Source organism: Chitinophaga ginsengisegetis (assembly GCF_900168065.1).
Lineage (GTDB): Bacteria > Bacteroidota > Bacteroidia > Chitinophagales > Chitinophagaceae > Chitinophaga > Chitinophaga ginsengisegetis.
Genome location: NZ_FUZZ01000001.1, coordinates 3276555 through 3296453 on the forward strand (window position 1 = coordinate 3276555; position 19899 = coordinate 3296453).

Consider the following 19899-nt stretch of genomic DNA (forward strand, 5'->3'; position numbering starts at 1 on the left):
CCTTGAAAGATAGTGCTTCCGGAGCAGAAGACATTATGCCGGCCGGGTGAGTGAGTAACACAAAAGCCCCGTCAGGTCTTCTTCCTTTTCCAGTTTTTCTCTCAATGCCTGATCTGTTTTAAAGTGATTGCGTTCCAGGAGTTTGATGGATTTTTCATTCCCGGCAGCGAGGAAGGCCGTAATTTTCTGAAGATGTAATTGTTCAAATCCAAACTTTATTACTACCGGAATCACTTCCTGCATAATGCCTTTTCCAAAGAAAGCCGACTGCAGTTCATAACCTATTTCAGCCTGCTCCAGCTCAGGTTCCATATTCCAGTAGCAGATAGTGCCAACGAGGTGATCACTTTCTTTGGTAGTAATTATCCAATACAGTGATTGGTTGGCGGCAATGTTGGCCTGGATCTTTTCAATAAACTGCCGGGCCTCTGCAACTGTAGTGGTAGCAGACCGGTTCAGGAACTGGTTCACACGCGGATCCGACCGCAGAATGGAAAGGGCTTCGTCATCATACAATGCAGGAGCCCTCAGGATAAACCGCTCGGAAACAAGCGTCGGAAAAGGGTTAAAATTAAGTACTGGCATACGCGTAAATTAATCATTATTCAGTTGTCCGATCTCATGCGGGAAAAACACTAAAGGGGCGGTGGGATTGTTCACCGGGAACCGAGGATAAAATAATAAACCGGTGAAAGAAACACGGATGAAACGGCCATCCGGCGAACAGGTACAACCCGCATGCAACAGGTGTTCATGCAGGTTGTTACTTTTTCTTAAAAAGATGTATAACGGGGTAGTGCTATGCAGGCCACGGATTCTGGTAGGTGGAATTATTTAATTTCACCTCCCTCGATGACAAAGTCAGCTGTATTTGCAGGGGTTGCTCATTGGCGGAATTAAACGTCTCTTCGTATTCTACACAATAGGCGTCTGTAAACTTCAGCTCTTTGAGCCTCGACATGGAATCCCGCCGGAAAAAGGTAATACTGCCGTTTTTCGTCTGGGTGTTGGAAATCATCCAGTCAAACAAACTGGTTTCACCGGCAGACTCAATCAGCAGGTTAATAGTGCCTCCTTTGGGGCGGGCGGCAGGTTTCCCGTTATGATCTGTATTTTGGGTAAATGAAAACCTGCATTCCAGGATGTTCATTTCCTCCCCGTCGATGTTGAGAACAGCTTTAAAAGACATAATTAATCTGGTTAACAGGTCCGTTGCAAGGCACAACAGACAGGCACAAAAATATGGTATACAGAATGAAAATACACATTTCTGTTTACATGCCGAAAAATTGAGGGTTATTTTTGAGGAAAGCCGCCGGATATTGCAGGGACGGGCCTTTCAGCCAGCCTTTGATATACTGTTTAATATCTATATAAGATCAAATGCCTGGGCAAAACTGGTCAGGTCGTAGCTGGACTGTGCCCCGATCTTTGCTTTGATATTCCGGCGGTGCGTAACGGCAGTCTTTTCCGAGATCCCTGCTTCCTCGGCAATTTCAATAGCGCTGAGGCCCAGGGCCAGCAGCCGCAGGATTTCCTTTTCCCTTTTAGTAAGGGAAGCAAAAATATGCTGGTTGCGGCGCAGGAAGTTATTCTCTTCCAGCAGGCGGTTCACCTTACTGGTAACGTGGTGCAATGGATCAATGGGAATGACGCAGGTAATTACATGCGTAGGAACTCCTTCGGCATCCCGCATAAATACCCGTGTAGAACCCAGATGCCAGGTCCAGTCCCGCGAAGCCGTAGTGCGTACCTGCTGGAAAAAGGTAACCGTTATGTTGGCTGCTGCCGGCGCATCCAGCATATTGATGATCTTTGGAAGATAATCTGCTACATCGTGTGGGTTAAAGAAGGTGTCGTAATACCTTGCGCCCATTTCCTGCAAGGCCTCCAGCGTAATATCCAGTTCCCGGCAGCCCCGCGGCGACATATACTCCACGTAGCTCTTTACCACATTCATTACTATTACCACTACGGGAAGCTCCTGATCAATGGCCTTTAAAGCGTTCAGCTTCTCTTCCAGCCCTGATCCGTCATTATTAAATGCAGCGTGCTCAATCATGTACGTGATATAAAATCGTGTATAGGAATCCTCTGTGATGTTGGTTGACTACTTACTTTAGTGCTCTTTCTGGTAGCAAATGTAGTAAAAATAAGAAAGGGTCCCATCACAAAGAAGAGACCCTTTTTTGGGGATAGAAAATACGGTGATTGACTAAATCAGGTGGATGACTTTATATATAATAAGGTAAAATCAGATTATTTTCACAAAGATATGTTAAAGCTAAAGGGAAACAAATACCTACATGTGAGTATTTTTGAAAAAATAAATGACCTTCCTGTCATGAAATCCAGCCCGGAACATTTCCTTGAAAGCCTCTCGTACATTGCTCCCCTTAGCCATGAAGCAATGGAATTATTTGCCGCGCATACCACTTTACAAATGGTAAAAAAGGGTGACTACCTGTTGCGCGAAGGACAACGCTGCCAATACATATGGTTCATTGAAACCGGCGCCTGCAGAGCCTTTCAGCATCACAACGAAAAGGAGATCAACACCGGTTTCTACTTTGAAAATACATTCCTCACTAACCTGAACAGCCTGCGAAACAACGTTCCGGCCGATTACAATATACAAACTATAGAAGCCGGTACCTTATGGCAATGGCATAAAGACGATCTGTTTTCACTCTATCAGCAATCCCCCGAAATCACCGCCTTTGGCCGCCAGTGGCTGGAACATCTGTTCATTGAACAGGAAAAACACAATCACTGGCTTAAAAGAAACAGCCCGGAAGAAAGGTACCAGTCAATACTAAACAACCAACCCGAACTCCTGCAACGTGTATCTCTTACACAACTCAGCTCTTACCTGGGCATCTCCCGCGAAACCCTCAGCCGCATCCGCCGCCGCTTACCCTGAACTATTATGTGACGTTTGACACAATCGCTTTATAGCATGGCAGCTACCTTTATCCGGTAAAACTAACGGTCATGACTATACAAGAACAGAAAGATTTCATAACACACTACATTGCCACCACCTGGAACCTCGGTGATACCAGCCGTTTGGAGCAATTCCTGCATCCGGACTATGTGGATCATTCATTGCCGCCGGCACTACCCGCCAACGCCACCGGGCTAAAACAATGGATTGCATTAACGCATGAATCCTTTCAACCCGAAACAATTATAGAAGACCAGGTAGCCGAACCTGGTAAGTGTATGATAAAAGTAACCATGCGCATGAAACACATCGGACTATGGCGGGGAATAAGCGCCACCGGCTTAACAGTAAGTATTCCCGGCTATCGTTGCTTTCGATTGCAGGATAACCGGATCATTGAACATTGGGCTTTAATAGACGGAAATACACTCGAAAAAAAACTTACCTCCCAACCTTAAATACGCCGTAGGCCCATACCCGTTATAAACATCCAATGATGATTTGTTGCTCCCCTTCCACAGGCAACAAATCATCATTGGTAACCCGGTAATAAAACGTGAAGTGGAATAAAAAATGTAAGCGGTCCGTCTGTGAAAAGACATACAATGAAAAATCCAGGTGTTACGGCCGGCTATGTTCCCTTCCGGAGCCACTGTAAAATCAACTATCCGCGCATCCGGATCGTTGATTCCAACAGCCAGCTCCTTCCGGTAATATTCATCTCCCCATTACAATATCACACCGGCTGTAACCCCTGGAAATAATTTTAAACAGTATCCCTTACAGATACTTTTCATCACAAAAAGGCTTGTGTTACACAAATATGCCTCTTATTCAAACATATACTTAATACTTTTTTATCTTTTAATTATACTTTGATAGTCAAATTCATGATAAAATAAGTGTAACAATAACACCTATATAACCAGATCGCCCGGTAGTTAATACTATTGGTAAAAAAGTAAAAATTGTATTTTACGACTGATAACCTTACATTTATAATGCTTTTTTAGCACCCAGGTCATATAAATCAACAGTTAATACGTTACATTCCACTTCAGGGCTTCCGGTATGTTATAAAAACTATGCTCATTATGAAGAGTAAATTATTAAGGGAAATCACTCCTCTTACGCAAAGCGACTGCTTTACGTTGTTTGCCCGGGAGAAAAAAGTATTCGATTTCCCGTTGCATTACCACGATGAATTTGAGTTGAACTTTATCCAATACGCCAGTGGTGCTAAACGGATCATCGGGGATCATATTGAAGAGATCGGCGACCTTGAACTGGTACTGGTTGGCCCCAACCTGCAACACGGCTGGTTTGCCAACAACCATGAAGGCGGCAACGTTAAAGAAATAACCATCCAGTTTCACCGGGACCTGTTTGACGATAAGTTCCTGCAGCGCAACCAGATGAACTTTATCAAAAATATGTTTGAACGCTCCCTGCGGGGCATCCTCTTCTCTACCGAAACCACCCAGCAGATCATGCCCCGCCTCATCCGGCTGCCACAGCAACAGGGCTTCGATTCCGTGCTGGAACTGATGTCTATTTTGCACGACCTGTCTATCAGCCGGAATATGCGCATCCTGTCGGATTCTACTTTTGGCAACACGGAAACCTTCTCCTACAACAGTCGCCGCGTAGAAAAGATCATGACCTATCTGAATGCCAACTTCGATAAAAGTATTTCACTGGGAGAAGCGGCCAGGCTTGCGGCCATGACGGAAGTGGCTTTCAGCCGCTTCTTTAAGGCCAAGATCGGCAAAACCTTTGTGGATACCCTCATAGAAATCAGGCTGGGACACGCCTCCCGGCTGCTGATAGAAACCACGCACACCGTGAATGAGATCGCTTATAAGTGCGGTTTTAATAATATCTCCAACTTCAACCGCATCTTCAAAAAGAAAAAAGATTGTACACCCAAGGAATTCAGGCTGGCCTATACTTCCTCCGGAACAAGAACTTTCGTGTAGCGCTGTTAGCAGGTAAAATGTAACATTAACACATCTGGAATATGGTGTTACCGGCTACAGCAGCTATTTACATGCCCTGTTTTGCATATATATAAGGGTTAAAATCTCTAAAAATGCCGGTAAATGCGTACCTTTGCGCCTTCATGCAGACTTCTACTTTATTAAAGCCGAATTGCTACGTAAATGATGCCGGGTTTGACTGGTTGTATCCTGAAAAAATACAGCAACTATCAAGACGGCACTGGACGCCACTCAGTATTGCTAAAGCAGCAGCCCGTTTTCTCGCAAATGAACCCGGGAAGAAAATTCTGGACATCGGCAGCGGTGTCGGGAAATTTTGCCTGGTAGGCGCCCGTTTTTACCCGGAAACCAACTTTTACGGTATTGAACAACGGGAAGAACTCTATCAATATGCCCTCGAAGCAAAGGCTGCCACACAAACCAGGAACGTGAGCTTTATTCACGGCAATTTTACGCAGGAAGATCTTTCTGCGTACGATGGCTTTTACTTCTATAATTCTTTCTTTGAAAACCTGGTAGATCAGGATCAGATAGATAACAAGGTAGAATATTCAACAAGTTTATATAATTATTACAGCCGCTTTTTATTTAAAAAACTGGCAAGCAGTGCAAGCGGCACAAGACTCGTAACATACCACAGTCTTGAAGATGAAGTACCTCCCTGTTACCAGATGGTGGATGCTTCTACGGATTTAATGCTAAAAATGTGGATCAGAAGATAGGACTAAGTAATACAAAAATTAATACAATGACTACAGACGGACATGCTTTAGAGATCATAGCACAATTAGGCACCATAACGGATTACCAGCAGGCAGACCAGTTACTGGCCACCGTAAAAAAGGAACATGCCGCTTTATATAAAGAAATCTTCACCTCCCTCCAGGAAAAAATAGAAAGCTTGTCGCCATTGGAATGTAACAGTTTACAATGGAGCATTTACCGTTATGCACTGATGCATGTACGTAAATGCACAACAATGGAACCAGCCTGCTGATCAGGCGCTGATGGCCAGCTTTTTGCCAATGGCAGCCACTACGGCTTCCGGCGAAAATTCTTCCTGTAAATACAGATCAACAAAATCGTAACTGATTTCCAGTGAAGGCGTAATAAGATATGCTGCCGGCACAGGTACGTCTGCATTGACACCGGAAACAAAACCCCAGATCGGGTCTGATTCCCTGTAAATGCCTGCTTTCCTGGCTATGCGGTATTGTGCGTCGTGCACTACATCAAAGGGCAGCGCCTCCGGATATACTGAGGTGAACTGCTTCTTATCTTCACTGGATAATACCAGCAAACGGGCTCCGGCCGCAGTAATAGCCGCATGGCTTTCCTTCAGCCGCTCTATCAGCTGATCCGCGTAATTGTTCCAATGCCAGGAATAAAAAACCACTACCAGCGGCTGCAAAGTAAGACTGTGCAATGACGCGCCGGAATGAGCATTATTCAGCAACGGACCCGCGTTGATCACACGCGCTTCTTCAATAAAAAATTCGGGGAAAAAGCTACCTGCTTTTAATGGGTTAATCTTTTCCCTGTTCCTCACAGGGCTGGGGAAGTTTTCCGGTGTAGGCTGCGGTAAGTAATCGGCGTATCTGTATAATGATGACATATTAAAGGCTTTTATAATGGCTGATAAAATGGCCGCTGTTATAGGTTTGGTGAATATCTTTTGCTTTCGTAGAACAAATATAGGGAGAATATTTTAATTACCCTACTATTCCTATAGACTATTAGGGATATAAAATCTAAATAATTGGTTCCTAATAACTTTGATTGAAAAATATTTTTCCGGGGAGATGAAAATAAGGGGATATTTAGACCAGTGCTAAACATTCAAAGCGTGTACCCGTTATTGTTATAAAGTCATGGAAAACCGTGGCAACCTGTCTTTAAAAAAATGAATAAAAATTTGCCAGGATAAACCCGGATGACATAATTTACAGGGAAGCCATAAAAGAATAAATAACGACATATGCTGCTGAAACACAGACTATCACTCGGCCAGATCTTCTCCTTTACCTGGAAGGTAGACCTCATGCTGCTGGGATGTTGTACCCTGGTATATTTCCTCGACTCACGCTGGCTGGCAGCACATATCAACATCCCCATAGCCGTATCTACCGTACTGGGTACCGCGATTGCCTTCTTTATCGGCTTCAATAACAACCAGGCATACGACCGCTGGTGGGAAGCCCGCAAAATATGGGGCGCACTGGTAAACGACTCCCGCACCTGGAGCCGGTCGATGCTCAATTATCCCTCCCCGGATGCTACCCCCGAAACCAAAGCCCTCGTCCGCCACATGATTTACCGGCACCTCGCCTTTATCTATGCACTCAAAACCGTGCTTCGCAAACGGCCCGACGACTACTACACCCGCTACCTCACTACCGAAGAAATTGAAGAAGTACAAAAACAAAGCAATATCCCCAATGCCATCCTGAACCTCCAGACCCGCGACCTCCAGCAGCTCCGGAACTCGGGCAGTATCGATGGCTTCACTTTTATAGAGCTGAACCAGATCCTGGTAAAACACTGCGATTCCATGGGCCAGTCTGAACGGATCAGGAATACCGTATTCCCTCCCAGCTATGTGTATTTTACGCAGATGTTTATCTGGTTTTATGTAATCATGAATACATTGATGATGACGGAATCCATTGGCGCATGGGCCATTCCCTTCGGATGGATGTTCGGCTTCGTATTCCATGTAACCCACCTGAACGGCATCACCCTCATGGATCCTTTTGATTTCCAGCCCCTCGCCATTCCGCTCGACAGCATCGCGCGGACCATCGAAATCAACGTGATCCAGCTGCTGGGAGACGAACCGGTACCCGCACCGGTACTGCCGCGGCAGGAAGGTCTTTACGTAATGTAAGCCCACAGGGAAACGTATTTACTTTGTAATACGTAATTCCTTATTTTTACACCTATGACGTATGACCAATTATGTAATCTATATGCCCAGTCAGTTACCCTCAAGATACTACGGGCACGTAGCGCGCCAATGATGCTGTCATTTTTTCATTACACATTCAAGGAAAAGAACCATACTACCATTTCCAATGTGGAACTGGTAACCCGTTTGTCCGATTACCTCGGCGTAACCGGCTACCAGGCCACAGATGATGAAATAGACGCTACCAGCCTGCTGGAACATGATGATGTGAAAGCCAGGAAATATATCGATCAATGGAGTAATAAAGGCTTCCTCCGCAAATATCCCGACGACGACGGACTGGATATCCATGAGCTGAGCAGCGACATGGAAAAAGTAATGCACTGGGTATCCACCCTCCAGAAAAGAGAATTTGTGGGCACAGAAAGCCGCTTCAAAGACATCTTCTCCAAACTAAAAGAACTGATTGACCAGAGCAATAAAGACCCGGAACAAAGGATCCAGGAACTGGAGAAAAAGAAATATGAAATAGAACAGGAAATAAAAGCCATCACCATCACCGGTAAAGTACAGGTGTTTGATGATACCCAGATAAAGGAAAGATTTTACGACGTCAACCGCATGTCGCGCGAACTCCTGAGCGATTTTAAAGAAGTGGAACAAAACTTTGAACAAATCACACAGGAAATTTACCGCAAACAAAGCGAAAAAAATATCGCCAAAGGCGCCCTGCTGGCTTATACCCTCGATTCCTTCGAGGCACTCCGCCAGAAAGACCAGGGAAAAAGCTTCTACTCCTTCTGGCAGTTCCTCATGGATGAAAACAAACAGGAGGAGATGCGGGAGCTGATCGAAAAATTGTACCTCCTGCTGGAAGACCGGAACATCGAATACAAAAATGACCGCTTCTTAAAAAAACTCAAACAATTCCTTCATGCCTCCGGTAAAAAAGTAATTGATGCCAATAAAAAACTGAGCGATAAACTCAGTCGCGTACTCAGTGAAAATAATCTCACCGATCGCAGGAAAGCCGTGGAACTCATCAATGATATCCGGCAACTGGCCTTTCAATCGCTGGAGCAGCCACCCGGTGAGGAATTTTTTATAGAGATAGAAGGCGATCCTGAATTAGACCTCCTCGACCGCTGGGATATGGCAGACGAGAAAAAACCCAACGTAGAGGTGGAATTCCCCGAAGGGATGGGTGGCACTGAGTTTGACGACAATGACCTTAACGCATTATTTAACCATTTTAATATAGACCGCGCCCTGCTGGAAGACCGCATTTCCACACAACTGCAAAATAAAAAGCAGGTAAGCCTGAAAGAAATGGTAGAAATTTACGGCGCCGAAAAAGGGCTCACGGAACTCATTACCTATTTCTCTATCGCCAGCCAATCGGCACACCATATCATCCTGGAAACCCCGGACCCGGTGATGCTGGGCAGCCGCACCATCAATATGCCGATGGTGCTGTTCACAAATTCACAAAACTAATATCATGGCCGAGAAAAATATATCTCCCTTTGCACACGTGTTTCTAAAACTCATGCAGGGACCTGTATACGAAGAAGATAAATCTTACTGGAAAGACCTGCTGGGATGGCAAACAGAACTCAGCAAATACCTGCAGCAAACAGGTCTGCAACTGGTGGTAAATGAAGCCGACGGATTTGCACGTATCGTACAACCGGAAGCAGATGAAACCAACGAGAAACCACTGCCACGCCTCATGCGCAAAACGCGGCTTACCTACGAAGCCACGCTGCTGTGCATAGTACTCCGCGAAGCCCTCGATGAATTTGATATCCAGGGCAATGGCACCCGTCTTTTTATGACACAAAAAGAAATCAAAGAAAGACTCGCGCTCTTCTTCAAAGAACGACACAACAAATCCAAACTACTGAAAGATCTCAACAAACCCATCAACAGCCTCTTAAATGTAGGCGTGCTGAAAACTACCCGGGAGGACGCTGCCAATAAGGAACTGCATCAATACGAGGTAAAAAGGATTATCAAAGCACTGGTGAATAACGAGAAACTGGAAGAAATAAAATCAAAATTAAAACTGCATGTCCACCCTGTTCAATAGTGATTCAAAAGAAAGTGGATTCCGGTTGCAATATTTTGAAATATACAACTGGGGAACCTTTCACAATAAAATATATCGCGTCAATACCAACGGTAATACTTCCCTGCTCACCGGCGCAAACGGTAGCGGTAAAACCACCCTGATCGATGCACTCTTAACACTGCTGGTACCCGCCGGTAAAAGATTCTATAACCAGTCGTCCGGTACAGAACAACGCCGCGACAGAGGAGAAGAATCCTATTTCTGGGGCTACTACGGTAAAACTTTCTCCGAAGAATCCCAGCAGTCAAAAACAGACCAGCTGCGTCATAAGGAAAACAACCCTTACTCCGTACTGCTGGCCTATTTCTACAATGCCGCTACCATGCACCAGATCACGCTGGCACAGGTAAGATGGTACTCCGGGGAAATGAAACGGCAATACATCGTTTCTCCACATAAACTTAATATCAACGACCATTTCGGTAACGGAAAATTTGATGTGAAAGGCGACTGGAAAAAAAGACTGCGCCTCGAATTTCCGAAAACAGAAATCACTGATAGCTTTAAAGAATACGCAGCCCTGTTCAGCAACATCTTCGGACTGCGAAGCGAAAAAGCCCTGTCTCTCTTTAACCAAACCGTTGGTATCAAAGTACTCGGCGATCTGAACACGTTTATCCGCGGACAGATGCTGGAAGAAACAGACAGCGAAAATGAATTCCTGAAACTGCGCGAAAACTATGATAGTTTGCTCACCAGTCACCGCGCTATTCAGAAAGATGAAACCCAGCTGAAACTGCTGGAACCCATCATCGAAAACCGCGCTTCCTGGCAACAACTACAGGACAGGAACCGGGAATTGCAAATGCTCCAGGACATCCTGCCCTCGTGGTTTAATAAACAGGAAAAAGATATCCTGGAAAGAGAACTGGAATCTTTACAGAAAGAACAACAAACAACTACCCGCAGTCTCACCGCTATCAATGAACAACTTCAGTCGCTTCACCTGCGTAAAGACGAACTGATAGCCCAGAAAGCCAATAACAGCGTGGATGAACAACTGCGCTCTATTGAAAAATCCATCCATTACGAACAAAAAGCCTTAGAGGCCAAGCGTAATAAGATGGAAGAATACAACATGCTCACAGACCGGCTGGAACTCGCTCCCAATCCGGATGAGCAACAGTTCCACGAAAATATTACCGGCGCTGAACAGATGAAAACAGCGCACGATAAACAGCTGGAAACATTACAGGAAGAAATTTTTCATCACAAAAGCAGCCTCGCTGCCGAAAGATCACAGGTATCAAAACTGGAAGAAGAAATAGACTCCTTCCTCCACCGGAAAAATAATATTCCCTATGAGCTGATCCGTATCCGTCAACAGCTGGCAAATATGCTGGATATCCAGGAAGATGACCTGCCGTTTGCCGGTGAATTGATCAAAGTAAAAGACGCAGAAATCCATTGGGAAAGTGCTATTGAAAAAGTATTGCACAACTTTGGTCTGCGCCTCCTCGTGCCGGAAGAATATATCCTGGACATCAACCGGTACATCAATTCCAACAACCTGCAAACCCGCCTCGTATACCACAAAGTAGAAGAGGAGAGTTATACCATGTTGCGGATGCCTTCTGAAAAAGAAAGCCTGTTACAAAAGATAGATATCAAACCCGGCACCATCTTCAAAGAATGGCTGCAAAACCAGCTGCTTGATCAGTTTGATTATACCTGTACCGACGACATGACCGTGTTTAACCGTTGCCGGAAAGCAGTTACTTCCAACGGACTAACGCGGCAGGCTACACGCCATGAAAAAGATGACCGCCCTAACCGCTCCCAGAAAAACAATTATGTACTGGGATGGAACAATAAAAACAAATTACGCCTGTTAAAAGAAGAACAGGATGAATGCAATAACAACATCGAAACGCTGCAACATAGCATTTCCCAGCTGGAAGACAGCAGGAAAGCCATCGCCAATATCAATGCGCTGCTGAACGCATTGCTGTCGCTGCGCAACTACAGTGAAATCAACTGGCAAACTCATGCCGGCGTCATTGAATCGTTCGCGCGTGAAAAAGCAACGCTGCTAAAAACCAGCGACAAATACCAGGCGATCTGTGATCAGCTGGACGAAATTACCTTGCAAATACAAAGCAAGGAAAAAGAGAAAGAAGGAACGCTTCAGGAAAAAGGCCGGCTGGATGATAAAGCCGCAGAGAAACTACGCCACTTCAATCAACTGAAGGTTAATAAACTGGACGATGTTTCTCTCCAATACATACTGGAATATCTTACTGACCTGTCGCTGACCGAACCGGCGGAAACAACCCTTGAGCTGGCATCCTACCGCAAACGGGCAGATGATAACATGAAGGCAACCCTGCACGATGCCATGCGCCTCACCGCGGAAAAAGAAGCAGAAATCACCCGGCAGCTGGCAGCATTTGTAATGCCGCCAAAATCTATCCACGATACTTTCCCGGACTGGCTCGGTGATGTAACGGATCTGCAGCCGCATGTGAAATACCTCGACGAATTTACTTCCCTCTATGAGCGGATTAAATTCCAGCGGCTCATTGAGCATAAAGAACGCTTCCGCAAATACATGGACACCAGCATGCTCAATGCCATCACCAACTACCGGGCATGGATATACGGACAGGAAGACGTGATCCGCGAAGTAATGGAAGATCTCAACGAACCATTACGCAACATCACCTTCAATAAAAACCCGGATACCTACCTCCAGCTGGAATGCCGCCATGTACGCGATGTGGAGATCCGTAACTTCAAAGAGAAACTCAGTAACGCAGTACCGGACTCTTATAAATACCAGCTCGAAAAAGATGAAGCCTACGGCGACCAGCTGTTTGAAAATATCAAACTGCTCATCACCGAGTTGCAGCAAAACGAAGCATGGCGCCGTAAAGTAACGGATGTACGCAACTGGCTCGACTTCGGTGCAAAAGAATTTTATGTGGCCGATAATAAGGCGTTCAAATATTATGAGGATACGGCCAGTCTTTCCGGTGGTGAAAAAGCACAGTTCACTTACACCATCCTGGGAGCAGCCATTGCTTACCAGTTTGGTATCAATGAAGCTAACCGCCAGCACCGCAGCTTACGCTTCATCACAGTGGATGAAGCCTTCAGCAAACTGGATCCTGAAAAGAGTCACTACCTCATGGAATACTGCGGACAGCTGAACCTGCAGTTACTGGTAGTAACGCCGCTGGATAAACTGAATATCGCAGAACCTTATATACATGCCTGTCACTTTGTAGCGAATAAAAACAAACGTGATTCGGTGGTGTATAACTTTACGATGGAAGAGTACCGCGACAGGAAGAAGGAGTTTGAATCAATGGCTGTGATGTCGTAAGCGGCAACACCGCGCAATAAAAAGGCTGATACATCATCAACAGGTGTATCAGCCTTTTTTATGTATTTTAAATTGGCGTTACGCCGGCATGCCTGATTGTCCTGCCAACACCGGCTGGCATTGCGGCTCCCGTCCCATTTGCCTGGCGCCCCATTCACTCAGCAATGTAATAAACGGCAGCAGTTCCCGGCCCGTATCTGTTAGCTGGTATTCCACGCGTGGCGGCACTTCCAGGTACACATGCCGGGTTATCAGCTCATCGTCTTCCAGTTCACGCAATACCTGTGTGAGCATTTTAGGGGTTATACCGGTCATGATTTTACGTAGTTCTCCATATCTCCTTACCCCATTTCTCAGGTGATAAATAACACGTCCTTTATGCTTTCCGCCAATCCGTTGAAAAGCGTAATCAACCGCACAAATCGTATCAGTATGAATATTTTTTCCGGATTTCTTCATTTTTCTGGTATTGATTATCAGCAATAGTATCCATCTGGTACCTACATTCCCAAATGGTGCATACTTGTCTTATATGAAGTTAGGGGGCAATTTTGTGAAAGAAAAAAATAGTTCTTATGAAAGCAATACAACAAGTGGCATTCGGACTGGAAAGTTTACAGCTCAAAGAAATACCTACACCCACACCCGGCCCCGGTGAAGTACTGGTAAAAATAGAAGCCGCGGCACTCAATTACCTCGACGTAGCCCTCGCTACCGGCACCTATAGCAAGGAGTTGCCGCTACCCCGCATTCCCACTTCTGATGGCGCCGGCGTGGTAGAAGCTATCGGCGATCAGGTAACCAAATGGCAACCGGGCGACCGCGTAGCCATTCATTACAACCAGCTCTGGCAGCATGGCCATGCCACCGCCGCTACCAATCATATCAGAACAGGCGTAAGCACGCCCGGCCTGCTGGCAGAATATGCCGTGATCCCTGAATATGCACTGGTGCGCACTCCTGCCAATTTAACCAGCGTGGAAGCCGCTACATTGCCCGTTGCCGGCGTTACCGCGTGGACGGGCCTGATGGGCTACGCCGGCATCAAAGCAGGACAAACAGTGCTCACACAGGGCACCGGCGGCGTATCTCTTTTTGCCATGCAAATCGCATTGGCAGCAGGTGCGAAGGTAATTGCCACCAGCAGCCATCCGGACAAGCTGAAGAAATTACAGGAGCTGGGCGCCCACGAAGTGATCGATTATAAAAAATATCCAAACTGGTACGAAGAAGTAAAACGTATCACTGGTGGAGAAGGCGTGCATGCCACACTGGATATTGCCGGCGCCGCCACCATTGTTAATTCTGTTAAGTCGGTAGGCTTCAATGGCTTTGTGGGCCTGGTAGGCTTTATTGAGGGCGCGCAGCTGCCAATAGACTTGTTTACTGTAGTAGGCAGCTATATCAGGTTGCAGGGTTATTCTGTAGGCAGCCTGAAAAGTTTCCAGGAGCTGGCTGCTGCGGTGGAAGTAAATAATATCCATCCGGTAATAGACAGTATATTCCCTGTAAGCGAAGCGCAGGAGGCATTTAGATATATGGGTAGTGGTAATTATTTCGGGAAAGTAGTAATAGAAATGAAGTAAAGTAGCTGACATATAAACGTCCTGCGCATCGGCAGGACGTTATACCAAGTAAACCATTACACTAAAATTATTGTTTCAAGATAGTAAAAACAAGTTGAAAACGGGGTTATTTACTTGTTAAGGTGATGATAACATTATATTTTTATCAATACATGACAAACATCAGTTTCATGGATATCTTCACCTGCTACCTTTGCATCAATAATCGAACATTATGCCTTCAGTAGAAATACTATCCAGAATACAGTTTGCGTTTACTATTGCCTTTCACTACATCTATCCTCCGCTGAGCATAGGACTGGGCCTCTGTCTTGTGATCATGGAGGGCCTGTATCTTAAAACAGGTTTGTCGCTTTATAAAGACATTACGCGATTTTGGATTAAGATATTTGCGTTGATCTTCGGGATCGGTGTAGCCACCGGCATTGTAATGGAATTTGAATTTGGCACCAACTGGGCCACCTATTCGCATTACGTAGGTGACATTTTCGGAAGCGCCCTGGCGGCGGAAGGCATCTTCGCCTTTGCCATGGAATCTGCCTTCCTGGGGGTATTATTATTTGGCTGGAACCGTGTTCATAAAGGGGTTCACTTCTTTTCTACCTGCATGGTGGCGCTGGGTTCTATCTTTTCTGCATTGTGGATCGTTATTGCCAATTCCTGGCAGCAAACGCCAACAGGTTACCGTATAGAAGGACATGATCTGCAGGCACGCGCAGTAGTTACGGATTTCTGGGAAATGGTGTTTAACCCTTCTTCAGTAGACCGGTTTTCACATGTGATCATCGGTTCCTTTCTCGCAGGCTCTTTCCTGGTGATGAGCGTTGCCGCCTGGTACATCCTGAAAAACCGCTCTGCCAAACATGCACAAGCCATGTTTAAAGTAGGTTTGGGCGTAGCCGTAATAGCAGCACTGATGCAGCTTTTCACCGGTCACCGTTCCGCTCACTATGTGAGCAAATATCAACCCGCCAAACTGGCCGCTATGGAAGGCCATTACGATAGTTCTGCGGTAGCACCGATGTACATTGTGGGTTGGGTAGATAACAAAAATGAAAAGACAACCGGTATAAAAATTCCCGGAGGACTTTCTTTCCTTACGCATGGCAGCTTTTCCGCCCCGGTAGAAGGGCTCAGGGCCACACCCAAAGCAGACAGGCCCGGCGCAGTGAACTTTGTGTTCCAGATGTATCACATTATGATCTCTATCGGCATGATACTCATAGCGCTTACACTCCTGGCCGTTTTCCTTTTATGGAGAAAGAAGCTGTTTAACCAGCGCTGGCTGATGATCATATTCGCGTGGGCAGTACTGCTGCCGCAAATAGCCAACCAGGTTGGATGGTATGCCGCCGAAGTGGGCCGCCAGCCCTGGGTGGTGTACAAGCTGTTGCGTACATCCGATGCGCTGTCGCGTAAGGTAACGGCCGACCAGGTAATGTTTTCACTGATATTATTTACGCTGGTGTATATGCTGCTGTTTACGTTGTTCATCTACCTGCTGACCCGGAAAATACAGCATGGACCGGATGTTTCAGAGAACGCGGAAATTGAATACGACGGCTATTATCACGATAATATAACTTACCATCCTACTAAATTATAACTCATGGAAACAATTCTCGGACTGGACCTTCCCACCTGGTGGTTTTTAGTGATTGGCGGATTGATCACCGGTTATGGTGTGCTGGATGGCTTCGACCTGGGTGCCGGTGCTTTGCACCTGTTTTTTAAAAAAGAAGAAAGCCGGCGCCTGGTGCTGAATGCGATAGGACCGGTATGGGATGGGAACGAAGTATGGCTGGTAATTGCCGGTGGTGCATTGTTTGCCGGGTTCCCGCTGGTATACGGCGTGGTATTATCTACCTTCTATATTCCCTTTATGTTATTCCTCGTAGCCCTCATCTTCAGGGCTATTTCAATAGAATTCAGAAGTAAGGAAACCTGGCTGTGGTGGCGCAAAATGTGGGACATCAGTTATACTGTGTCCAGCACCGGCATCACGCTGTTGCTGGGACTGGTACTGGGCAACCTTATTCACGGCCTTCCGATTAATAAGGAACATGAATTTACCGGTACGCTGCTCACGTTTTTTAATCCTTATGCGATACTGATTGCTTTTACCACCTTGTCGCTGTTCATGCTGCATGGCTCTATTTACCTGGTGATGAAAACGGAAAACAGGCTGTACACCAGGCTCACAGTGATTGTGAACAACTGCAGCAAGTTCTTCATTCTCTGCTTTATTCTAACGTCAATGGCTACCCTTATTTATGTGCCGCACATGACCTTGCAGTTTAAGTCACATCCCCAGCTGTTCCTGTTGCCCATGCTGGCTGTGCTGATCCTGTTGAATATCAAAAGAAATGTAGATGCCCGCAGGTATTATACTGCTTTCCTCTATTCTTCCATTATCACGGCCTGCCTGCTCATCCTGTTTGCCGTAGGGTTATATCCCAATATTGTGATATCTACCACTGATCCGGCCTATAGCATCAGCATTTATGCAGCGGCGTCTTCTGTTAAGTCGTTGAAAATTATGCTGCTCATTGCAGCCATAGGTACCCCGATGGTAATTGGATATACTACTTTCTTATTCTGGACATTCCGGGGTAAAGTGAAGCTGAACGAAATGAGCTATTAGATATCAGAAAGGTTAACAGCCATTGGCTAAAAAAACAGGTCCCCGCAAGAAATTGCAGGGACTTACCATTTAACCTATATTCTGTACTGTAGCATTGTGTTGATGATCTCCCGAAAGTCGCCAGTTGTCGTTTTCCCGGTATCCTATCTTTTATCAGGAGATTTGTATATTTAAGACCGCCTGCTTTGATAAAAGTTTAACCGGTTTAAAAAAATTTCTGAAAATAATTCCGGGAAGCCGAAATTAGTACCCAGAATTGATTCATTCCATGAACCGTATCGACCGGCTTACCGCCATTCTCATACAATTACAGGGTAAAAAAATAGTAAGGGCCTCCGAAATTGCCGACCGCTTTAATATCAGTTTAAGAACGGTATACCGGGATGTAAAAGCCCTGCAGGAAGCCGGCGTGCCTATTGGTGCGGAGGCGGGTACCGGCTATTACATCGTGGAAGGATATCACCTGCCCCCTGTAATGTTTTCCAAAGAAGAGGCGGCGGCACTCCTTACCGGGGAAAAACTGATGGAACAGTTCAGTGACCACAGCAACCGGAAACAGTTCAGCCTGGCAATGGAAAAGATCCGTTCCGTACTCCGTGGAACAGAAAAGGACTACCTCGAATCACTGGATGAAAACATCGCCGTATTGCGGTACCGCCCTATGGTCACGGACGCGGCCGAGTTCCCCAACCGGTTCCTCACTGATATTCAACAAGCCCTGGGCATGAACCAGGTGATCAGTATGGAATACTTTTCTTTCCAGGAAGAAGTGGCCACCCGCAGGGAAGTAGAGCCAATAGGCATTTTTCATAGCAGCGCCAACTGGCACCTGATCGCTTTCTGCCGGCTCCGGCAGGGTTACCGGGATTTCCGGGTAGACCGTATCCGCAAATTAGCCGTGCTGCCGGCCACTTATAAGAAAAACAAACACCTCTCTTTGCAGGACTACCTGGAGCAACAGCGCAGCAGCCACAGCGAAAATACCTATCTCATTAAAATAGCGGTGGACAATGATCTGATGCGGTATGTAAGAGAGCAGAAGTACTACTATGGCCTTATGGAAGAAAAGGTAGTGGGCGATAAAACAGAGCTTACCTTCCTGCAATCCTCCCTGAATTATTTTGCCAGGTGGCTCATTATGTTTGGAAGCCGGGTGGAAGTGCTTCAGCCTGAAGAGCTCAAAACCGCTATCGGAGAGCTTGTAACAGAACTCCACGGACATTATTTATAAATCTTGGAATGCTGCTGACATAAGGTTGTCACTCCCTGGCTGTTCTTTTGTACTGTTATCAAAAACAATACAAATATGAATAAGCTCAGCAATTGCTATGTATTCCTCTTCGACGGCTACTCCGATTGGGAACCTGCCTTGACCATGTATGGCATAGGAAGCTTTACAGATACCAACATCGTTACCTTTTCGTTTACCGGCGAAACCGTTACTTCCGGCGGACAGCTGAAGATACAGCCTCATACAAGTCTCGATGAGGCATTGAAAGCGGATATCGACCTGCTGATTCTTCCTGGTGGAGAGGCAATGGAAAATGGCTCCAATGCGGCGATCATTCCACTTGTTAAACAACTGCTGGCACAGCAAAAAACAATTGCAGCCATCTGCGGCGCCACCGTGCTGCTGGGGCAACACGGCTTCCTGGACAACATTGCCCATACCAGCAATCACCCCGAAGTATTGAAGCAACAGGCGCCCACTTATAAAGGCGCCGGTAAATACCTGGATGAACCCGCAGTAGCTGATAAACAAATTATCACTGCCAGCGGCACCGCAATGATCCCATTTGCCAAAGCCATCTATCAGCATTTTAATTTACTGGAGATAGAACCCCTGAAGTTCTGGTTTGGCTTCTTTGATCATACAGCTGTTCTTCCGGAGATGTTATCCGCAGTGCCTTTCCATTTCTTCTATCAACGCTACGAAACTAACTATGCCGGTATGCTGTCCCTCGTACGCACCGCTATTAAAGATGTATACCAGGAAGCCATCAATGCCGGGCTGGAAATATGCGGCGCGCCTGAATGGCATTACCGCAACTTCGACGGAAAGCCGGATACAGTGTTTACCCTGGATATTGGCCTTCCGGTAACGGCGGTGAAACCGGTTTCGGCGCCGTGGCATTGCGAAACACTACCGGCCTTCAAGTGTGTAAGCATGCAACACAAAGGCCCCTGGGAGCAGCTCATCACTACGTACGAACAGCTGTTTACAGGTATCGGTATGCTGGGCCTGCCCGTAACCGGCTACACGCGGGAACAATACCTGCGCTATAATTTTGAACAACCGGCGCAAAATATCACCAACATACAGATTGGTGTGCTTTAACCGGTATAAACATC

Annotated in this window: 20 protein-coding genes; 15 read left to right on the forward strand and 5 right to left on the reverse strand. The window is 46.1% G+C overall.

Annotated elements, in window-relative coordinates; translation table 11 throughout:
• Nucleotides 1-33: 33 nt before the first annotated feature.
• The 3 genes from B5Z18_RS13005 to B5Z18_RS13015 all read right to left on the reverse strand — a co-directional run bounded on the left by B5Z18_RS13005 (nucleotide 34) and on the right by B5Z18_RS13015 (nucleotide 2062).
• Nucleotides 34-585, reverse strand: a complete 552-nt coding sequence (locus B5Z18_RS13005; protein ID WP_079469760.1) for a GNAT family N-acetyltransferase — start codon at nucleotides 583-585, stop codon at nucleotides 34-36.
• Between the two features lie 214 nt (nucleotides 586-799).
• Nucleotides 800-1189 (reverse strand): type VI secretion system tube protein TssD, encoded by a 390-nt coding sequence (gene tssD / locus B5Z18_RS13010; RefSeq protein ID WP_079469761.1) that lies wholly within the window; start codon nucleotides 1187-1189, stop codon nucleotides 800-802.
• 180 nt (nucleotides 1190-1369) lie between these two features.
• Entirely contained in the window at nucleotides 1370-2062 is a 693-nt protein-coding gene (locus B5Z18_RS13015) for a helix-turn-helix transcriptional regulator (protein WP_079469762.1), read from the reverse strand.
• 282 nt (nucleotides 2063-2344) lie between these two features.
• On the opposite strand from B5Z18_RS13015, the gene B5Z18_RS13020 reads away from it, so the two are divergent.
• The 6 genes from B5Z18_RS13020 to B5Z18_RS13040 all read left to right on the forward strand — a co-directional run bounded on the left by B5Z18_RS13020 (nucleotide 2345) and on the right by B5Z18_RS13040 (nucleotide 5944).
• Complete coding sequence (locus tag B5Z18_RS13020) at nucleotides 2345-2923, forward strand: Crp/Fnr family transcriptional regulator (RefSeq protein WP_159454287.1); 579 nt, start codon at nucleotides 2345-2347, stop codon at nucleotides 2921-2923.
• 71 nt (nucleotides 2924-2994) lie between these two features.
• On the forward strand, nucleotides 2995-3405 hold the full coding sequence (locus tag B5Z18_RS13025) for an ester cyclase (RefSeq protein WP_079469764.1): 411 nt from the start codon (nucleotides 2995-2997) through the stop codon (nucleotides 3403-3405).
• Between the two features lie 147 nt (nucleotides 3406-3552).
• Nucleotides 3553-3711, forward strand: coding sequence for a hypothetical protein (locus B5Z18_RS32500; protein WP_159454288.1), 159 nt, complete (start codon nucleotides 3553-3555; stop codon nucleotides 3709-3711).
• Nucleotides 3712-4041: 330 nt separating this feature from the next.
• Nucleotides 4042-4926 (forward strand): AraC family transcriptional regulator, encoded by an 885-nt coding sequence (locus B5Z18_RS13030; RefSeq protein WP_079469765.1) that lies wholly within the window; start codon nucleotides 4042-4044, stop codon nucleotides 4924-4926.
• A gap of 113 nt (nucleotides 4927-5039) precedes the next feature.
• Nucleotides 5040-5669 carry a class I SAM-dependent methyltransferase gene (locus B5Z18_RS13035; RefSeq protein ID WP_235015917.1) on the forward strand — a complete coding sequence of 210 codons (630 nt, stop codon included), beginning with the start codon at nucleotides 5040-5042 and terminating at the stop codon, nucleotides 5667-5669.
• 26 nt (nucleotides 5670-5695) lie between these two features.
• Nucleotides 5696-5944 (forward strand): hypothetical protein, encoded by a 249-nt coding sequence (locus tag B5Z18_RS13040; RefSeq protein ID WP_079469766.1) that lies wholly within the window; start codon nucleotides 5696-5698, stop codon nucleotides 5942-5944.
• Here the strand turns inward: B5Z18_RS13040 and B5Z18_RS13045 are convergent, their stop codons facing one another.
• Nucleotides 5945-6562, reverse strand: a complete 618-nt coding sequence (locus tag B5Z18_RS13045; protein ID WP_079469767.1) for a redoxin domain-containing protein — start codon at nucleotides 6560-6562, stop codon at nucleotides 5945-5947. It lies immediately after the preceding gene.
• A gap of 363 nt (nucleotides 6563-6925) precedes the next feature.
• Here B5Z18_RS13045 and B5Z18_RS13050 point away from each other — a divergent pair, with 363 nt between their 5' ends.
• Genes B5Z18_RS13050 through B5Z18_RS13065 form a run of 4 tightly spaced genes read left to right on the forward strand, consistent with a single transcriptional unit; the run spans nucleotide 6926 to nucleotide 13317 of the window.
• Nucleotides 6926-7834, forward strand: a complete 909-nt coding sequence (locus B5Z18_RS13050) for a bestrophin family protein (RefSeq protein WP_079469768.1) — start codon at nucleotides 6926-6928, stop codon at nucleotides 7832-7834.
• Between the two features lie 54 nt (nucleotides 7835-7888).
• Nucleotides 7889-9352 carry a DUF3375 domain-containing protein gene (locus B5Z18_RS13055; protein WP_079469769.1) on the forward strand — a complete coding sequence of 488 codons (1464 nt, stop codon included), beginning with the start codon at nucleotides 7889-7891 and terminating at the stop codon, nucleotides 9350-9352.
• A 4-nt stretch (nucleotides 9353-9356) separates the two neighbouring features.
• The gene (locus tag B5Z18_RS13060) at nucleotides 9357-9947 is read left to right on the forward strand and encodes a DUF4194 domain-containing protein (RefSeq protein WP_079469770.1); all 591 of its coding nucleotides are present in this window, start codon (nucleotides 9357-9359) and stop codon (nucleotides 9945-9947) included.
• Nucleotides 9928-13317, forward strand: a complete 3390-nt coding sequence (locus B5Z18_RS13065; protein WP_079469771.1) for an ATP-binding protein — start codon at nucleotides 9928-9930, stop codon at nucleotides 13315-13317. Before B5Z18_RS13060 ends, B5Z18_RS13065 begins: the two co-directional genes overlap by 20 nt.
• A gap of 78 nt (nucleotides 13318-13395) precedes the next feature.
• On the opposite strand, the gene B5Z18_RS13070 is transcribed toward B5Z18_RS13065, so the two are convergent.
• Nucleotides 13396-13776 carry a winged helix-turn-helix transcriptional regulator gene (locus B5Z18_RS13070; RefSeq protein ID WP_079469772.1) on the reverse strand — a complete coding sequence of 127 codons (381 nt, stop codon included), beginning with the start codon at nucleotides 13774-13776 and terminating at the stop codon, nucleotides 13396-13398.
• Between the two features lie 116 nt (nucleotides 13777-13892).
• On the opposite strand from B5Z18_RS13070, the gene B5Z18_RS13075 reads away from it, so the two are divergent.
• From B5Z18_RS13075 to B5Z18_RS13095, 5 genes are all read left to right on the forward strand, one after another.
• Entirely contained in the window at nucleotides 13893-14903 is a 1011-nt protein-coding gene (locus B5Z18_RS13075; protein ID WP_079469773.1) for a zinc-dependent alcohol dehydrogenase family protein, read from the forward strand.
• Nucleotides 14904-15117: 214 nt separating this feature from the next.
• Complete coding sequence (locus B5Z18_RS13080) at nucleotides 15118-16509, forward strand: cytochrome ubiquinol oxidase subunit I (RefSeq protein WP_079469774.1); 1392 nt, start codon at nucleotides 15118-15120, stop codon at nucleotides 16507-16509.
• 3 nt (nucleotides 16510-16512) lie between these two features.
• Complete coding sequence (gene cydB / locus B5Z18_RS13085; RefSeq protein ID WP_079469775.1) at nucleotides 16513-17547, forward strand: cytochrome d ubiquinol oxidase subunit II; 1035 nt, start codon at nucleotides 16513-16515, stop codon at nucleotides 17545-17547.
• A gap of 268 nt (nucleotides 17548-17815) precedes the next feature.
• On the forward strand, nucleotides 17816-18778 hold the full coding sequence (locus tag B5Z18_RS13090; protein WP_079469776.1) for a helix-turn-helix transcriptional regulator: 963 nt from the start codon (nucleotides 17816-17818) through the stop codon (nucleotides 18776-18778).
• A 75-nt stretch (nucleotides 18779-18853) separates the two neighbouring features.
• Nucleotides 18854-19885 carry a DJ-1/PfpI family protein gene (locus tag B5Z18_RS13095; RefSeq protein WP_079469777.1) on the forward strand — a complete coding sequence of 344 codons (1032 nt, stop codon included), beginning with the start codon at nucleotides 18854-18856 and terminating at the stop codon, nucleotides 19883-19885.
• Nucleotides 19886-19899 lie beyond the last annotated feature (14 nt).

What these genes read in the sequence shown, in the direction of transcription:
- B5Z18_RS13005 (WP_079469760.1), bottom strand. Translation starts at nt 585, where the DNA reads ATGCCAGTACTTAATTTTAACCCTTTTCCGACGCTTGTTTCCGAGCGG.
- B5Z18_RS13030 (WP_079469765.1), top strand. Translation starts at nt 4,042, where the DNA reads ATGAAGAGTAAATTATTAAGGGAAATCACTCCTCTTACGCAAAGCGAC.
- B5Z18_RS13035 (WP_235015917.1), top strand. Translation starts at nt 5,040, where the DNA reads ATGCCGGTAAATGCGTACCTTTGCGCCTTCATGCAGACTTCTACTTTA.
- B5Z18_RS13070 (WP_079469772.1), bottom strand. Translation starts at nt 13,776, where the DNA reads ATGAAGAAATCCGGAAAAAATATTCATACTGATACGATTTGTGCGGTT.
- B5Z18_RS13050 (WP_079469768.1), top strand. Translation starts at nt 6,926, where the DNA reads ATGCTGCTGAAACACAGACTATCACTCGGCCAGATCTTCTCCTTTACC.
- B5Z18_RS13060 (WP_079469770.1), top strand. Translation starts at nt 9,357, where the DNA reads ATGGCCGAGAAAAATATATCTCCCTTTGCACACGTGTTTCTAAAACTC.
- B5Z18_RS13090 (WP_079469776.1), top strand. Translation starts at nt 17,816, where the DNA reads ATGAACCGTATCGACCGGCTTACCGCCATTCTCATACAATTACAGGGT.
- B5Z18_RS13095 (WP_079469777.1), top strand. Translation starts at nt 18,854, where the DNA reads ATGAATAAGCTCAGCAATTGCTATGTATTCCTCTTCGACGGCTACTCC.
- B5Z18_RS13025 (WP_079469764.1), top strand. Translation starts at nt 2,995, where the DNA reads ATGACTATACAAGAACAGAAAGATTTCATAACACACTACATTGCCACC.
- B5Z18_RS13045 (WP_079469767.1), bottom strand. Translation starts at nt 6,562, where the DNA reads ATGTCATCATTATACAGATACGCCGATTACTTACCGCAGCCTACACCG.
- B5Z18_RS32500 (WP_159454288.1), top strand. Translation starts at nt 3,553, where the DNA reads ATGAAAAATCCAGGTGTTACGGCCGGCTATGTTCCCTTCCGGAGCCAC.
- B5Z18_RS13080 (WP_079469774.1), top strand. Translation starts at nt 15,118, where the DNA reads ATGCCTTCAGTAGAAATACTATCCAGAATACAGTTTGCGTTTACTATT.
- cydB (WP_079469775.1), top strand. Translation starts at nt 16,513, where the DNA reads ATGGAAACAATTCTCGGACTGGACCTTCCCACCTGGTGGTTTTTAGTG.
- B5Z18_RS13075 (WP_079469773.1), top strand. Translation starts at nt 13,893, where the DNA reads ATGAAAGCAATACAACAAGTGGCATTCGGACTGGAAAGTTTACAGCTC.
- B5Z18_RS13065 (WP_079469771.1), top strand. Translation starts at nt 9,928, where the DNA reads ATGTCCACCCTGTTCAATAGTGATTCAAAAGAAAGTGGATTCCGGTTG.
- B5Z18_RS13040 (WP_079469766.1), top strand. Translation starts at nt 5,696, where the DNA reads ATGACTACAGACGGACATGCTTTAGAGATCATAGCACAATTAGGCACC.
- B5Z18_RS13020 (WP_159454287.1), top strand. Translation starts at nt 2,345, where the DNA reads ATGAAATCCAGCCCGGAACATTTCCTTGAAAGCCTCTCGTACATTGCT.
- B5Z18_RS13055 (WP_079469769.1), top strand. Translation starts at nt 7,889, where the DNA reads ATGACGTATGACCAATTATGTAATCTATATGCCCAGTCAGTTACCCTC.
- tssD (WP_079469761.1), bottom strand. Translation starts at nt 1,189, where the DNA reads ATGTCTTTTAAAGCTGTTCTCAACATCGACGGGGAGGAAATGAACATC.
- B5Z18_RS13015 (WP_079469762.1), bottom strand. Translation starts at nt 2,062, where the DNA reads ATGATTGAGCACGCTGCATTTAATAATGACGGATCAGGGCTGGAAGAG.